The organism is Streptomyces spinoverrucosus, from assembly GCF_015712165.1.
Classification (GTDB): Bacteria; Actinomycetota; Actinomycetes; order Streptomycetales; family Streptomycetaceae; genus Streptomyces; species Streptomyces spinoverrucosus_A.
Map to the genome: position 1 here is coordinate 572,655 of NZ_JADPZX010000001.1, position 15,167 is coordinate 587,821.

Sequence of the window (15,167 nt, forward strand, 5' to 3'; positions counted from 1 at the left end):
AGTCGGCCGGAAGGTAGTCAGAAAGTAGGTGTGGGGTCGCAGGGCGTCAATGCTTCGCGCACCATGGAGTGAGGCCTGTGGGAAAGCTGTGGCTCATGAGGCGTACCGCCGCACGTAACCGGCTTTCTCTCCAAGCCCGTTCCGCCGAAGCCCTCCTGACGTTACCGTTCGGTAGACCACACGCTCCGGAGGTGTCCCGCATGACGCTCGACCCTTCCGCCGGCCTGGCGGAGACCGCCCGTGCGCTCGCCGACGGCGAGGTGACCTCGCGTGCCCTCGTCGAGGCGGCCCTGGCCCGGATCGAGGCGACGCAGGGCACGCTGAACGCCTTCAGGATCGTCCGGGCCGAGGCGGCACTCGCCGAGGCCGAGGCCGCCGACCGGGACCTGGCCGCAGGGTCACGCCGCCCACTGCTGGGTGTGCCCGTCGCCGTCAAGGACGACATGGACGTGGCCGGCGAGCCGACCGCGTTCGGCTGCCCGGGTACGTTCGCGCCGGTCGCCGAGGACGGTGAGGCGGTACGGCGGCTGCGCGCGGCCGGCGCGGTGATCGTCGGCAAGACCAACACCTGCGAACTCGGGCAGTGGCCGTTCACCGAGGGGCCGGCGTTCGGCGCGACCCGCAATCCGTGGAACACCGAGCACACGCCGGGCGGTTCGTCCGGTGGCTCGGCGGCGGCGGTCGCCGCGGGTCTGGTGCCGGCCGCGCTCGGCTCGGACGGCGCCGGTTCGGTGCGCATCCCGGCGTCCTGGACCCATCTGATCGGCATCAAGCCGCAGCGCGGGCGCATCTCGACCTGGCCGCGCGGCGAGTCGTTCCAGGGCATCACGGTCAACGGCACCCTGGCCCGCACGGTCGCGGACGCGGCGCTGCTGCTGGACTCCGCCAGCGGCAACCACGACCTGGACCCGCACTGCCCGCCCAGGCTCGACATCTCCGAGGCGGTGGGCCGTGACCCCGGCCGGCTGCGCATCGCCCTCGCGCTGAAGCCGCCGTTCACCGCGCTGCCCGCCCGGCTGCACCCGGAGATCCGGGCCCGGGTCGTCGAACTCGCCGAGAAACTGGCCGCGTTGGGCCACACCGTCGAGGAGGCCGACCCGCCCTACGGCCAGATCGGGCTGACGTTCGTCCCGCGCGCCACGGTCGGTGTCGCCGAGCGGGTCCGCGACGCCCCCGACCCCGCCCTGCTCGACCCGCGCACCCGGGACGCCGCTCGGCTGGGCCGGCTGCTCGGCGGGGCACCACTGCGGGCGGCACGGCGTGCGGAGGCGGCCCTGCACCGCCGTATCGGCGCGTTCTTCACGTCGTACGACGTGATCCTCGCGCCCACCACGGCCGCTCCCCCGCCCCGGATCGGGGCCATGCTGCGGCTCGGCGGGCTGGCCACCGACCGCGCGATGATCGCCGCCTGCCCCTACGCCTGGCCGTGGAACGTGCTGGGCTGGCCCGGCGTCAACGTCCCCGCCGGCTTCGTCGCCGGTGGCCTCCCGGTCGGCGCGCAGCTCCTCGGCCCCGCGCACAGCGAACCGCTGCTCGTCTCGCTCGCCGCGCAGTTGGAGGCGGACCTGCGCTGGCACGAGCTGCGTCCGCCGGAGCCGGTCGCCTCGGAGTCGCCTGCGGCGTAGGGCTGTTCGCCTGCCCGCCCGTCTGCCTCCTCCGGCCGCCCGTTACCGTGACCCCCGTGACTGCCTTCACGGATGGATACGTCCCCGGCCGCTTCGGCCCCACCGCGACCACCGAGGCCGACCCGCGCGAGGGCGGCCGGGTGCGCACCGAGTACTCGCCCGCGCACGACGGCGACCCGGACCCCGGGGAGATCGTGTGGACGTGGGTGCCGTACGAGGAGAACGACGGGCGGGGCAAGGACCGTCCGGTGCTGGTGGTGGCCCGGGAGGCGGCGGGCACGTTCCTCGCCGTGCAGCTGTCCAGCAAGGGGCACGACGGGGACCGGGATTGGGTGCCGATCGGGAGCGGGCCGTGGGACCGGTCGGGGCGGGACTCCTGGGTGGACGTGGACCGGGTGCTGCGGCTGCACGAGGAGGGCATGCGGCGGGAGGCGTGCGCCCTGGACCGGATGCGCTTCAACCTGGTCCGGCACCGGCTGCGGGAGCGCTACGGCTGGAGCTGACGCTCCGCGAACACGCGCACGAACGCCTCCCGGGTCACCGCCCCCGGCGTACGGTCCAGCACCGCGAACACCACCTGCTCGAACCTCCCGTCGAACCGCCCGCCCGGCCCCAGCAGGTCCCGGAAGACGCCCGCGACCTGCGCCGGATCGTTCTGGAACACCCCACAGCCCCAGGCGCCCAGCACCAGTCGCCGGTAGCCGTGGCAGGCCGCGGTCTGAAGAACGCGCTCGGCGCGTGCGGCGAGGGCATGCGGGATCCGGGCCGCCCGCTCCGGCGCCGTACGGCGCACGACTCCGGCGTTGGGAGCGGCGGCCGTCAGGAAGCCGGCGGAGTACGGCTCGTCCAGCAGGCGGCCGCGGTCGTCGCGGAAGACGGGCACGGCGGGTGAATGAATGACACGGTCCGTGTAGAACGGGTCGCGATGGGCGCGGTGATGGTCGTAGAACTCCGGGACCCGCAGCAGGCACGCGTACAGCGCGGAGGCGCGGCACAGGGCCTCTTCCTGGGCCTGGGCGCCGTTGAGGAAGCCACCACCGGGGTTGCGGGCCGAGGCGAAGTTCAGGACCGCCGCGTCGCCGATCCGGCGGGCCGCCTCCAGGCTGCTCTCGCCCGTGACCTCGACGAGGGTGTCCACCGGGGACGCGGGCGCCACCGGCACCGGTTCCGGGCCGTGCATCCGGGTCCCGGCGCGCGCGGCCGCCACCGCCTCGGCGATGGATACCGTACGCCCGTTCGAAGCCTGATAGGCCCCCGTGGTCACGATCCGCTCGGTCTCCCGCGCGACGGCGCGCAGGCGCGCGCTCATGGCGCCACCCCCGTGGGCGCCATGGCCGCGCGTTCCGCGATCTCCCCCGTCGTGCTCATGAACGCATCGTGAGTGATGCTGGTCCTGCGGTGCAACAAAGTTTTCCCGCCCCCGGAACCCCAGGAGACGGAAGTCTTACGTCCCGAGGTGCACCCTTGTGCGAAGGGACGCGAGGGTCTTGGGTGGGACGAGTGTGCCGGTCCGGCTTGCCGTTTGCCGGATCGGCGGCATGGTGGAATCTCAGGAGGATCCCGACATGTCCGACTCAGTCAGCGGCTGTACGGAGCCCCGTACAGCCGTCACCGAACCGGAAGTGGAGGCCCTGGTCCGGGGCATCTGCTTCAAGACCGGACCGCCGCGCACCGTCGGCGTCGAAGTGGAATGGCTCGTCCACGAGCTGCGCGGCCCGCAGCTCCCCGTGACACCCGAACGACTCGAAGCGGCCTACGCCGCACTGCGCACCGTCCCCCTGAGGTCGGCGCTGACCGTCGAACCCGGCGGCCAGCTGGAGCTGAGCTCCCCGCCCGCCGCCTCCCTGATGGAGTGCGTGGACATCGTCTCCGCCGACCTGGACGCCGTCCGCGCGGAACTGCGCGAGCACGATCTCGGCCTCCTCGGCATCGGCCACGACCCGTGGCACGCCCCCCGCCGGTTCCTGCGGGAGCCGCGCTACGAGGCGATGGAGACCAGCCTCGACCGCACCGGCCCGGCCGGCCGCGCCATGATGTGCACCTCGGCGTCGGTCCAGGTGTGCCTGGACGCCGGGTACGAGGAGCCCGGCCCGCTCGGCCATGTGCGGCGCTGGTGGCTGGCGCACCAGCTGGGCGCGGTCCTGCTGGCCGCGTTCGCCAACTCCCCGCTGGCCGGCCACGAACCCACCGGCTGGCTGTCCACCCGGCAGCTGCGCTGGGTGGAGATCGGCGCGGGCCGGGCGGGCGCGCCCGCCCTGGACGCCGATCCGCGGGGCGCCTGGGCCCGGCATGTGCTGGACGCCCCGGTGATGTGCGTACGGCAGGACGGCGGCCCCTGGCACGTGCCGGACGGGCTCACCTTCCGGGACTGGACCAGATCGGGGGCGCCCAGACCACCGACCCGGGACGACCTGGACTACCACATCACCACGCTGTTCCCGCCGATCCGGCCGCGCGGCCATCTCGAACTGCGCATGATCGACGCGCAGCCCGGCGAGAACGGATGGATCGTGCCGCTCGCCGTGACGACGGCCCTCTTCGACGACCCCCAGGCCGCGGAGACCGCGTACCGCGCGGTGAAACCCCTGGCCGAGCGGACCGGGGCGCTGCCCGCGCCGCACAACCCACTGTGGCTCGACGCGGCCCGGTACGGGCTCGGCGACCCGGAGTTGCACGAGGTGGCCGTCGACTGCTTCGCGGCGGCGCTGCACGCACTGCCCCGGCTCGGCGCGTCCACCGAGGTCATGGACGCCGTCGCCGCGTACCGGGACCGCTATGTCATGCGGGGCCGCTGCCCCGCCGACGACCTGCTCGACAGGCTGCGCGGCCAGGACCGCCGCACGCACGGGAAGGACCTGCGCACATGACCGACCCCGCGACCGACACGGAGATCGAGATCGACACCGAGGCCTTCCGCGAGCGCGCCCTGGCCTCGCTCACCATCGCGCGGGACCGCACCACGCTGCTGACGAGCTGCGTCGAGGAACCCGACCTGACCGCCCAGCACTCGCCGCTGATGTCCCCGCTGGTGTGGGACCTCGCGCACATCGGCAACCAGGAGGAGCTCTGGCTGCTGCGCGCGGTCGCCGGTCAGGAGGCGATACGGCCCGAGATCGACAGCCTGTACGACGCCTTCGAGCATCCGCGCGCGGAACGGCCCTCGCTGCCGCTGCTGCCGCCCGCCGAGGCCCGCAAGTACGCGGCCGAGGTGCGCGGCCGGGCCCTGGACGTGCTGGCGGACACCGCCTTCCACGGCACGCGGCTGACGGAGGCGGGTTTCGCCTTCGGCATGATCGCGCAGCACGAACAGCAGCACGACGAGACCATGCTGATCACCCATCAGCTCCGCAAGGGCCCGCAGGCCCTGCACGCCCCCGACCCGGAGCCCGTGCCACTGTTCACCGGACCGGCCGAAGTCCTCGTCCCCGGCGGCCCGTTCACCATGGGCACCGCCACCGAGCCGTGGGCGCTGGACAACGAACGGCCCGCGCACCGGCGGGAGGTGGCCTCGTTCTACATCGACACCACGCCGGTCACGAACGGCGCGTACCTCGCGTTCATCGAGGACGGCGGCTACGACGACCCGCGCTGGTGGACGGCCGACGGCTGGGCGCACATCCGCCGCCACAACGTCCACGCGCCCCTGTACTGGCGGCGCGACGGCGGCCAGTGGCTCAGGCGGCGCTTCGGTGTCACCGAGGCCGTGCCGCACGACGAGCCGGTGCTCCACGTGAGCTGGTACGAGGCCGACGCCTACGCCCGCTGGGCCGGGCGCCGGCTGCCCACCGAGGCCGAGTGGGAGAAGGCGGCCCGCTTCGACCCGGCGACCGGCGGTTCGACGCGCTACCCGTGGGGCGACGCCGACCCGGCGCCCGAGCACGCCAACCTCGGCCAGCGGCACCTGCGGCCCGCGCCGGCGGGCAGCTATCCGGCCGGTGAGTCGCCGCTGGGCGTGCGGCAGTTGATCGGTGACGTGTGGGAGTGGACGGCCAGCGACTTCCTGCCGTACCCGGGCTTCAGGGCGTTCCCGTACAAGGAGTACTCGGAGGTGTTCTTCGGGCCCGAGTACAAGGTGCTGCGCGGCGGTTCGTTCGCCGTGGACGCGGTGGCCTGCCGGGGCACCTTCCGCAACTGGGACTATCCGATCCGGCGGCAGATCTTCTCCGGCTTCCGCACCGCCCGCTCGGGGGACGTCTGATGTGCCGTCACCTGGCGTACACCGGGCCCGAGGAAACCCTCGGCAGGCTGCTGGTGGAACCACCGTTCGGCCTGTACCGGCAGTCGTGGGCGCCACGGCGCCAGCAGTACGGCACCGTCAACGCCGACGGTTTCGGCGTGGGTTGGTACGCGCAGGGCGATCCCCTGCCGGCGCGCTACCGGCGGGCCGGGCCCATCTGGGCGGACCTGTCCTTCGCCGATCTGGCCCGGGTCGTGCGCACCCGCACGCTGCTCGCCGCCGTCCGGGACGCGACGCTGGCGGGCGCCGACGCGGAGGCCGCGGCGGCGCCGTTCGCCGCGGGATCCTGGCTGTTCAGCCACAACGGCGCCGTCACGGGCTGGCCGCACTCCCTCGCCTCCTTGGCGGGCGGCCTGCCCCCGGTGGACCTGCTGTCCCTGGAGGCCCGCAACGACTCCGCACTCGTGTGGGCGCTCGTCCTCGCCCGGCTGCGCGCCGGCGACGACCTGGGCCGGGCGCTGGCCGACACGGTCCCCGAGATCGCCGCGGCGGCCCCGGGCTCCCGGCTCAACCTGCTGCTGACCGACGGCGAGTCCATCGCCGCGACCGCCTGGGGCGACACCCTGTGGTATCTCGCCCGGCCGGGCGGCGGCACGGTCGTGGCCTCCGAACCCTACGACGACGATCCGCGCTGGCACGAGGTGCCCGACCGCACCCTGCTGGCGGCGAGCGGCACCGATGTGCAGCTCACCCCGCTCAAGGAGCCGAGCGACGCCTCGGCGGCCGCACCCCGCAAGGAGCCCCGTACGTGAGTCCGTTCCTTCTGACCCGCACCCTGCCCGAGGACGCCACGGAGGCCGCGCTGCGCGCCGACGTCCTTCGGGGCCTGACGACCTCGCCCAAGACGCTGCCGCCGAAGTGGTTCTACGACGCCCACGGCAGCGATCTCTTCGAACAGATCACGGAGCTGCCCGAGTACTATCCGACCCGCGCCGAGCGGGAGATCCTCGTCGACCGCGCCGCCGGGATCGCCGCCGCGACCGGCGCCCGTACCCTCGTCGAGCTGGGCTCCGGCTCCTCGGAGAAGACGCGGTACCTGCTCGACGCGCTGACCGGGCTGCACACATACGTCCCGGTCGACGTCAGCGACAGCGCCCTCACCCAGGCCGGGACCGCGCTCGTCGCGGAGCGGCCCGGCCTGAACGTGCACGCGCTGATCGCCGACTTCACCGTGGCCCTCGAACTGCCTGAAACGCCGGGTCCGCGGCTGGTGGCGTTCCTCGGTGGCACGATCGGCAATCTGCTCCCCGAGGAGCGCGCCGCGTTCCTGGCCGCGATCCGCGCCCTGCTCTCCCCCGGCGACGCGCTGCTGCTCGGTACCGACCTGGTCAAGGACGAGCAGGTGCTGGTCCGGGCGTACGACGACGCGGCGGGCGTGACAGCCGCGTTCAACAAGAACGTGCTGTCGGTCGTCAACCGTGAGCTGGGCGCCGACTTCGATCCCGGCGCCTTCGACCACGTGGCCCTGTGGGACGCCGGGAACGAGTGGATCGAGATGCGGCTGCGCTCGCGTACCGCGCAGACCGTGAAGATCCCCTCGCTCGACCTCGCCGTCGACTTCGCGGCGGGCGAGGAGCTGCGCACCGAGGTGTCGGCGAAGTTCCGCAAGGAGGGCGTGCGTGCCGAACTGGCCGCCGCCGGGCTGGCGTTGTCCCACTGGTGGACGGACGGCGAGGGCCGTTTCGCGTTGTCGCTGAGCACCGCCCGCTGATCAGCCGACGGGGACCGCCAGCGCCTCGGTGATCCGGCGTGAGGCGCGGCGGGCCTCCGTCTCCGGGTGGGCTCCGCCGAGCACCCTGGTCATGTACTCCTTGATCGGGTTGTCCGCCTCGACGGCCGCCCACTCGGGCGTACTGGGGGTCGCCCGCCCCTGCGCGGCACCCGCCGCCATGGCGGCGACCCCCTCCTCGCCGGCGACGGCCCCGGCGAGGGTCGTCTTGTTGGGGACGTAGTTCATGCTCCGGGCCAGTTCGGTGTTCCACTTGGCGCCGGTGAGCTCCTCGACGACGGCGATGGCGCCGTCGCGTTGGTCGGTGTTGTTCGGTACGACGAGGTCGGAGCCGCCGGTGAAGACCGCGCCGGGTGTGCCGGCGGACTTGCCGGGTACGGGGAAGAAGCCCAGTTTGCCGTCGAGTTCGGGGTTCTGCTGCACGATCGCCCGGGCCTGTCCCGGTACGGCCACGATCTGGGCGACCTTCCCCTCGGCGAACACCCCGGCCTGCGGCGGGTGTTCCTCGTCGGCGTCGGCGGGGCCGTCGCCGAGCGCCTGGAGCCGGCGGTAGAAGTCCATGCCGCGCAGGGCGGCCGGGGTGTCCAGGGTGCCGGTCCAGACACCGCCGTCCTCCCGCGCGAGGTCGCCGCCCTCGTCCCAGATGAAGCCGGAGAGCGTGTACCAGTCCTGTCCGGCCAGGTAGATTCCCTGGTTGCCGCCGGAGTCGAGCTTCTCGGTGGCGGCGAGCCACTCCTCGCGTGTCTTCGGCGGGCCGGTGATTCCGGCCTGCTCGAACAGGTCCGTGCGGTAGATGACGACACGGTTCGCCGCGTACCAGGGGATGCCGTACTGCGTCGACCGTTGCCGGCCCGGTTCGGCAAGGCCGGGCAGCCAGTCGCGCATGCCCCAGTCCCGCAGCGACTCCAGCGTCAGGTCGAGCAGGCCGCCGCCGTCGACGTACTGCGGGACCTGGGTGTTGCCGACCTCGATGACATCGGGTCCGTCCGGGGTGTCGGCCTCCAGCGCGCCCTGCACCTTCTCGCCGATGCCGGTCCACTCCTGGATGCGGATGTCGAGCTCCAGGTCGCCGTGCGTGCGCTCGAACTCCTCGGTGAAGCGCTCCAGGAACTCCGTCGAGGCGCTGCCCTTCATCAGCCACACGGTGACCGTGCGCCGCTCGGTCCCGCTCGACGGCACAAGTGCGCAACCGCCGAGGAGGGAGGCGGACACGCAGGCGAGGGCAAGGAGGCGAAGCTTCACGGCGGTCCTGTTCTGTCTGGCGGACAGGGGGAAAGGGCCCGACGTGGGGGGAACGAGCACAGGCTCGTACGGGTGTGCTGATTTTGGTATGGACCAATGCGGAGGTCAAGGGATTCCCGGGAAGCCGGGCGACGCCTCGCGCGGCGCTGCGACTTGGGGCACGGTGGAGTGACGCGTGACATGTGTGACGCCGTCGTCACCGCGCGGAGAGGAGTACCCGCATGACGAACCACACCTACCGGGTCACGGACATCGTCGGCACCTCACCCGAGGGCGTGGACAAGGCCATCCGCAACGGCATCAACCGCGCCTCACAGACGTTGCGCAACCTCGACTGGTTCGAGGTGACGGAAGTGCGGGGCCAGCTCGACAACGGGCAGATCGCACACTGGCAGGTGAGCATGAAGGTCGGCTTCCGTCTGGAGGACGCAGAATGAGGGCCTGAACGTCAGGTGCGCCCCTCGCGCTCCTGCGCCACCTTGAGCTCGGCGGACGGGGTCGCCCAGCGCGCCCTGACGACGGTGAACCCGGCCCGCTCCGCGTCCTCGCACACGAGTTCGTCGTCGTCCACGAGCACCCGGATCTCCCGGGTCCGGGCGAGCCGGCGCAGGATCTCCAGCTTGGTGTGCCGGGCGGGCCTGCGGTCGGCGTCGCGTCGCATGTAGACCCGCCCCTCGGGCAGTCCCTGGGCGGCGAGCCAGTCGAGCGTGTCCTGCCGGCACCGCTCGGGCCGCCCGGTGAGGTACACGACCTCGCACTGCTCGGCGCTCTCCCGCACCAGCGCGATGCCCTCGGCGAGCGGCGGATCCGCGGGGGCGGCGGCGAAGAAGCCGTCCCAGTCACGTGGCTTGCGTTCCAGGAAGCGCTGCCGGTGGGCCGTGTCGGCGAGGGTGTTGTCCAGGTCGAACACGGCGACCGGGCGTTCGTCACGAGCTGTCACACGGCCACCCTAGACAGACTCCGGCCCGGCCTCCCACGGCCACCGCGCGTCGTGCCCGCGTGACAGCAGGTCGACCATGGTGAACAGCTGGTCGGAGAAGCCACCGACCTCGTAGCGGTGCGGCACGGAGGTGTCGATGGCGGCCGGGAGGTAGCCGGTGGTGGTGATGCCGAACAGCGGTACGTCGGCGGGGACCCCGTCCGACACGGAGACGGACACGGACCGCGCCCGCCGCTCCCAGCCGCGCGGGCCCCAGGCGTAGTCGTAGTCGACCTTGACGACAGGGCCGGTGGCCTGCATGTCCGAGACCAGCACCACCCGGTCGTGCCCGTCGTACGTCCGCTTCAGCGCGGCGACGGTCTCGGTGCCGTGCCCGACCTCGCCGATGCGCCGGCAGAACTCCTCCGTCTGCTTCAGCACCGACCCGGCGCGGGTCAGCGGGTGATGGAAGACGCCGTCGGCGAAGCCGTACAGGTCGACCTCGCAGCCGCGCGCCGCGAGGGCGACGCCGAACAGGGCGCCGACGTCGACGTGCCGCAGCGTGGAGCGGTCCGACACCGGGGCGTCCATGGACGCGGAGGTGTCGACGAGCACGAGGGTGCGGCCGGGCAGGTGCGGGATGTTGGCGGTGGACGCGGCCAGCGCCCGCTCCAGGGCGTGACCCCAGCGCGGCGTGGGCGCGGCCCGGTGGGCGGCGAGGAACCGGTAGGGGAACTGCCGGGAGCGGCGCACCTCCTCGGCGTCCGCGAGCCGGGCGGCGATCCGCTCGGCCACCTCGTCGCCGACACCGGCCTCGTCGAAGTTGCGCAGGTTGCGGGTCACGGCCATCAGGCCCATCGACGGGATGACGGCCTCCCAGGCGGCCCGGTCCATCGGCCCCTGCAACCAGCCCGCCAGCGCCTCCCACGTGACACCCGCCGCGGCCAGCCGCTCCACCCCGTCGGGTGCGGTCAGCACGGCCCGCCGGTCCTCGACCGGCAGCGCCATCAGCGCGCGGTGCGCGGTCAGGGTGCGCTCCGAGGTCGGCGGTACGGCGGTGTCCGGGTGGTGGCGCCGGTCCAGCGCGTACTCGAACAGCCCGCCCTGCCACGGCTTGGCCGGGTCCGGCGCCGCGTGCACCAGGTTGAGCACGTCGCCGAAGCGCAAGCCCTTGGACGCGGTGTCGTACTTCAGCAGCGCCCTGCCGTTGTAGAGCCGTCGTACGGCGTCGGCGACACCGCGCTTGACCGGCTTCGGGAGATTGCGGCCGTACCGCGAGATCCAGTACGCGAGCAGCTCGCCGGGTTCGTCCGGCCGCTGGAGCACCGCGTCGACGACCGGCCGGGAGTGGCCGGACAGACCCGCCGCCAGCCGGGCGTGGGTGAACTCGGCGGCGCCGACCACGGACGCCGTCCGCATCTGGGCGGAGCCGCGCAGCCAGCCGAGCAGGCCCGCGGTCCACTCCGGGTCCTCGACGGCCAACTGCCGGACCAGATCGCGGAATCGGGCGTCGCGGAAGTCGGCCGACTCGTAGAAGGTCTCCTGGCCGACCATGTTGACGACCGCCAGCAGGAACAGCTCGCTGCGCGCGTCCCGCACGAAGGCGGCGCCGCCCTCGTAGGTGGTGGTGCGCTCACGGGTGTTGAAGCGGGAGATGACTGCCCCTTGTTGCACGACAGAGGTGAGGAAGATGGGGGTGCCCGGGATCGAGGAAGTGTGCGGGCTCACCGGCGCTCGCGCCTCCCGAGGTCTGTTCGGCGACGGGGGTGCTTTTCAGAAGGAAGTACCCGTAGCCGGCGCACCGGGAGGTGCGAGGACGTGGCTTACGTTAGATCGGAGCGGCGCGCGCATGCCAACGAATTAATCGCGAGCCTGTACGACTGCCGACGGACACGGCGGGAATGCGTGGCCCCGTCAGGCGTTGAACCCTGTGTGACCTCCGTGATCGCCTCGACCCGATTCTCCGTGCTCGACCGCTCCCGCACCCGCGAGGGGCACACGGCCCCGGAGGCGCTGCGTGACACCGTGGGGCTGGCGCGGGAACTGGAGGAGCTCGGCTACCACCGCTTCTGGGTGTCGGAGCACCACGGCGTGCCCGGCGTAGCCGGTTCCGCGCCGACCGTGCTGGCAGCCGCCGTGGCGGGCGCGACCCGGACGATCCGGGTGGGCACCGGCGGGGTGATGCTGCCCAACCACCAACCGCTGGTCGTCGCCGAGCAGTTCGGGGTGCTGGAGTCGCTGTTCCCGGGCCGGATCGACATGGGGCTCGGCCGGTCGGTGGGCTTCACCGACGGGGTGCGCAAGGCGCTGGGCCGGGACAAGGGCGACGCCGAGGACTTCGCCGCGCAGCTTCGGGAGCTGCTGGACTGGTTCCGCGGCACCTCCCCGACGCGGGTCCACGCCCGTCCGCCGGAGGGCCTGACCGTGCCGCCCTTCGTGCTCGCGATGGGCGAGGGCGCCACGATCGCGGCCCGCGCGGGCCTGCCGATGGTGATTGGCGACCTGCGCAACCGGGAGAAGATGCGGCAAGGCATCGACCACTACCGCGCGTGGTTCCGCCCGTCGCAGTGGGCGACGCAGCCGTACGTCGTCGTCTCGGGCACCGTCGCCGTGGCCGCGAGCCCCCAGGACGCCCGGCGGCTGCTGATCCCCGAGGCCTGGTCGATGGCGTACTCCCGCACGCACGGCACCTTCCCGCCGCTGCCGCCCGCCGAGCGCGTCGAGGGGCTGCGGATGACGCAGAAGGAGCGCGGGTTCTACGAGTCCGGCCTGACCGGCCACATCGCCGGCACCGAGGACCAGGTCGCGCACGAGCTGGAAACGGTGCTGAAGGAGACGGGCGCCGACGAGGTGCTCGTCACGACCAGTACGTACGACCGCGAGGCGCTGCTGGACTCGTACCGGCGGCTGGCTGGGATCATCCGCTCATAGCTCGGCCTGCTGTTCCGGCCGCACCTGAAGCGCCCCGTCGGCCGCGTCGACCCGGGCCCGGTCGCCCGGCTTCAGTTCGCCGGACAGCAGCAGGTCGGCGAGGCGGTCGTCGAGCTCGCGCTGGATGGTGCGGCGCAGCGGGCGGGCGCCGAAGTCGGGCTGGTGGCCGAGATGGGCCAGCAGGTCCGCGGCGGCGTCGGTGACCTCAAGGGAGACGTCCTGGGCGTGCAGTCGGCGCCGGGTGTGCTCCAGCAGCAGTTCGACGATCTGGCGCAGCTGGCTGCGGTCCAGGCCGCGGAAGACGATGATCTCGTCGATGCGGTTGAGGAACTCGGGCCGGAAGTGCTCGTTGAGGACCGGCATGACCGACTCGCGCACCTTGGCGTAGTCGTCGACACCGGCGGCGAGGATCCGGTCGGCGCCGATGTTCGACGTCATGATGACGACGGTGTTCTTGAAGTCGACCGTGCGGCCCTGGGCGTCGGTCAGCCGGCCGTCGTCCAGCAGTTGCAGCAGCGTGTTGAACACGTCCGGGTGCGCCTTCTCCACCTCGTCCAGCAGCAGCACGGCGTACGGCTGCCTGCGCACCGCCTCGGTGAGCTGGCCGGCCTCCTCGTGGCCGACGTATCCGGGCGGGGCGCCGATCAGACGGGAGACGGTGTGCCGCTCCTGGAACTCGCTCATGTCGAGGCGGATCATCCGGTTCTCGTCGCCGAACAGCGCGGCGGCGAGGGCGCGGGCCAGTTCGGTCTTGCCGACGCCGGTCGGGCCGAGGAAGAGGAAGCTGCCGACGGGGCGATTGGGGTCGCTCATCCCGGCCCGGGCGCGGCGTACCGCACGCGCCACGGCGGTGATCGCCTCGTCCTGGCCGACGACCCGCTCGTGCAGGTGCTCCTCCAGCTTCATCAGCCGCTCGCGCTCCTCCTCGGTGAGCTGGGCGACGGGGATGCCGGTGGTGCGGGAGACGACCTCGGCGACGTCGTCGGCGGTGACCTTGGGCGTCTGTGCCTCGCCCCTGCCCGCCTCGGCGAGGCGCTCCTCGGCCTCCTTGATCCGGTCGCGCAGGTCCTTGGCGCGCTCGTACTCCTCGTCGGCGACGGCCTGGTCCTTCTCCCGGTTCAGCGCGGCGATCCGGTCCTCGATCTCGCGGGTGTCGGCGAGAGGGGTCTTGGCACGCAGCCGGACCCGGGCGGCGGCCTGGTCCATCAGGTCGATCGCCTTGTCGGGCAGGAAGCGGGAGGTGATGTACCGGTCGGACAGCTCCGCCGCCGCGACGACCGCCTCGTCGGTGATACGGACCTGGTGGTGGGCCTCGTAGCGGTCGCGCAGGCCGCGCAGGATCTCCACCGTGTCGTCCACCGTCGGCTCACCGACCAGGATCGGGGCGAAGCGGCGCTCCAGAGCGGCGTCCTTCTCGATGTGCTTGCGGTACTCGTCGACGGTGGTGGCGCCGATGAGGTGCAGTTCGCCGCGGGCGAGGGCGGGCTTGAGCATGTTGCCCGCGTCCAGGGCGCCCTCGCCACCGCCTCCGGCGCCGACCACGGTGTGCATCTCGTCGAGGAAGAGCACCAGTTCGTCGCCGTGCTCGCGGACCTCGTCGAGCAGCTTCTTCAGCCGCTCCTCGAACTCGCCGCGGTACTTGGTGCCGGCCACCATCCCGGCCAGGTCCAGCGACACCAGCCGCTTCCCGGCCAGCGTCTTCGGCACGTCGTCGGCGGCGATGCGCTGGGCGATGCCCTCGACGACGGCGGTCTTGCCGACACCGGGGTCGCCGATGAGCACGGGGTTGTTCTTGCTGCGCCGGGAGAGCACCTCGATGGTCTGTTCGACTTCGTCGTCCCGTCCGATGACGGGGTCGAGCCGGCCCGCGCGGGCGTCGGCGGTGAGGTCGCGGCCGTACTCGTCGATGGTCGGCGTGTTGGTCGGCACCCGGCGCTCGCCCGTGCCCTCGCTGGGCATCCGGACGCCTTCCCAGCCGCTGCCGGCCAGTGCCTCACCGGCCGTCGACTCCGGGTTGGCGGCGAGAGCGCGCAGCAGGTGTTCGGGGCCGATGTACGAGGAGCCCTCGGCGCGGGATATCCGGTAGGCGTCGAGCAGCGCGCGTTTGGCGGCCGGGGTGAGGGTGCTCGGCTCGGTCTTCTCACCCGCCTCCGTCCCGCCCACGAGCCGTTCGCGGAGCCGGTCGGGGTCGGTGCCGGCCTCGGTGAGCAGGCGCCGGGTGGAGTCGTGCTCGGTGGCCGCGGCGAGCAGATGCCGGGCGTCGAGGTCCTCGCTGCCTTCCACGGCCGCGATGTCCCTGGCGTGGGCGACCAGCTCACGGGCCCGATCCGACAGCAGGCTGCCGATGTCGACGCGCTGCACACGCCGGGTGGGCGCGGCCGGTGCCGCGCCGCCAAAGAACCGGGACATCAGCTCGTCGAACTCGTCGAAGGGGCTGCGTCCGAAACCGAAACCGGCAGAAGTCATGGTCGCGGCCCTCCGTGC

13 protein-coding genes are annotated in these 15,167 nt (G+C 72.8%); 8 read left to right on the forward strand and 5 right to left on the reverse strand.

The window, feature by feature from the left end; all coding sequences use genetic code 11:
* Positions 1-200: 200 nt before the first annotated feature.
* On the forward strand, positions 201-1,625 hold the full coding sequence (locus tag I2W78_RS02695; RefSeq protein ID WP_196456589.1) for an amidase: 1,425 nt from the start codon (positions 201-203) through the stop codon (positions 1,623-1,625).
* Between the two features lie 56 nt (positions 1,626-1,681).
* Positions 1,682-2,128: a type II toxin-antitoxin system PemK/MazF family toxin gene (locus tag I2W78_RS02700; RefSeq protein WP_196456591.1), complete on the forward strand. Its 447-nt coding sequence runs from the start codon at positions 1,682-1,684 to the stop codon at positions 2,126-2,128.
* Here I2W78_RS02700 and I2W78_RS02705 read toward each other — a convergent pair.
* Positions 2,113-2,934 carry a TIGR02452 family protein gene (locus I2W78_RS02705; protein WP_196456593.1) on the reverse strand — a complete coding sequence of 274 codons (822 nt, stop codon included), beginning with the start codon at positions 2,932-2,934 and terminating at the stop codon, positions 2,113-2,115. The genes I2W78_RS02700 and I2W78_RS02705 overlap by 16 nt on opposite strands.
* 256 nt (positions 2,935-3,190) lie before the next feature.
* Between I2W78_RS02705 and egtA the strand changes: the two genes are divergently transcribed.
* Genes egtA through egtD form a run of 4 tightly spaced genes read left to right on the forward strand, consistent with a single transcriptional unit; the run spans position 3,191 to position 7,573 of the window.
* Complete coding sequence (gene egtA, locus I2W78_RS02710; RefSeq protein WP_196456595.1) at positions 3,191-4,492, forward strand: ergothioneine biosynthesis glutamate--cysteine ligase EgtA; 1,302 nt, start codon at positions 3,191-3,193, stop codon at positions 4,490-4,492.
* Positions 4,489-5,823, forward strand: coding sequence for an ergothioneine biosynthesis protein EgtB (gene egtB / locus I2W78_RS02715; protein WP_196456597.1), 1,335 nt, complete (start codon positions 4,489-4,491; stop codon positions 5,821-5,823). Before egtA ends, egtB begins: the two co-directional genes overlap by 4 nt.
* On the forward strand, positions 5,823-6,614 hold the full coding sequence (gene egtC / locus I2W78_RS02720; protein WP_196456598.1) for an ergothioneine biosynthesis protein EgtC: 792 nt from the start codon (positions 5,823-5,825) through the stop codon (positions 6,612-6,614). The genes egtB and egtC overlap by 1 nt, the downstream gene beginning before the upstream one ends.
* On the forward strand, positions 6,611-7,573 hold the full coding sequence (egtD, locus tag I2W78_RS02725; RefSeq protein ID WP_196456599.1) for an L-histidine N(alpha)-methyltransferase: 963 nt from the start codon (positions 6,611-6,613) through the stop codon (positions 7,571-7,573). Before egtC ends, egtD begins: the two co-directional genes overlap by 4 nt.
* Here egtD and I2W78_RS02730 read toward each other — a convergent pair whose 3' ends face one another.
* Positions 7,574-8,833: an extracellular solute-binding protein gene (locus I2W78_RS02730; protein WP_196456600.1), complete on the reverse strand. Its 1,260-nt coding sequence runs from the start codon at positions 8,831-8,833 to the stop codon at positions 7,574-7,576.
* Between the two features lie 221 nt (positions 8,834-9,054).
* Between I2W78_RS02730 and I2W78_RS02735 the strand changes: the two genes are divergently transcribed.
* Complete coding sequence (locus tag I2W78_RS02735; protein WP_196456601.1) at positions 9,055-9,270, forward strand: dodecin; 216 nt, start codon at positions 9,055-9,057, stop codon at positions 9,268-9,270.
* 11 nt (positions 9,271-9,281) lie between these two features.
* Here I2W78_RS02735 and I2W78_RS02740 read toward each other — a convergent pair whose 3' ends face one another.
* Entirely contained in the window at positions 9,282-9,773 is a 492-nt protein-coding gene (locus I2W78_RS02740; protein ID WP_196456602.1) for a phosphatase domain-containing protein, read from the reverse strand.
* A gap of 9 nt (positions 9,774-9,782) precedes the next feature.
* Complete coding sequence (locus tag I2W78_RS02745; protein WP_374222715.1) at positions 9,783-11,408, reverse strand: TROVE domain-containing protein; 1,626 nt, start codon at positions 11,406-11,408, stop codon at positions 9,783-9,785.
* A 276-nt stretch (positions 11,409-11,684) separates the two neighbouring features.
* Here I2W78_RS02745 and I2W78_RS02750 point away from each other — a divergent pair, with 276 nt between their 5' ends.
* Positions 11,685-12,683, forward strand: a complete 999-nt coding sequence (locus I2W78_RS02750) for an LLM class flavin-dependent oxidoreductase (protein WP_196456603.1) — start codon at positions 11,685-11,687, stop codon at positions 12,681-12,683.
* Here the strand turns inward: I2W78_RS02750 and I2W78_RS02755 are convergent.
* On the reverse strand, positions 12,678-15,149 hold the full coding sequence (locus tag I2W78_RS02755) for an ATP-dependent Clp protease ATP-binding subunit (protein WP_196456605.1): 2,472 nt from the start codon (positions 15,147-15,149) through the stop codon (positions 12,678-12,680). The two genes, I2W78_RS02750 and I2W78_RS02755, sit on opposite strands and share 6 nt — an antisense overlap.
* Positions 15,150-15,167 lie beyond the last annotated feature (18 nt).

Bases quoted from the DNA above. Each gene is read 5' to 3' on its own strand.
- I2W78_RS02695 (WP_196456589.1), top strand. From the start codon at position 201: ATGACGCTCGACCCTTCCGCCGGCCTGGCGGAGACCGCCCGTGCGCTC.
- I2W78_RS02705 (WP_196456593.1), bottom strand. From the start codon at position 2,934: ATGAGCGCGCGCCTGCGCGCCGTCGCGCGGGAGACCGAGCGGATCGTG.
- egtA (WP_196456595.1), top strand. From the start codon at position 3,191: ATGTCCGACTCAGTCAGCGGCTGTACGGAGCCCCGTACAGCCGTCACC.
- egtB (WP_196456597.1), top strand. From the start codon at position 4,489: ATGACCGACCCCGCGACCGACACGGAGATCGAGATCGACACCGAGGCC.
- egtC (WP_196456598.1), top strand. From the start codon at position 5,823: ATGTGCCGTCACCTGGCGTACACCGGGCCCGAGGAAACCCTCGGCAGG.
- I2W78_RS02735 (WP_196456601.1), top strand. From the start codon at position 9,055: ATGACGAACCACACCTACCGGGTCACGGACATCGTCGGCACCTCACCC.
- I2W78_RS02755 (WP_196456605.1), bottom strand. From the start codon at position 15,149: ATGACTTCTGCCGGTTTCGGTTTCGGACGCAGCCCCTTCGACGAGTTC.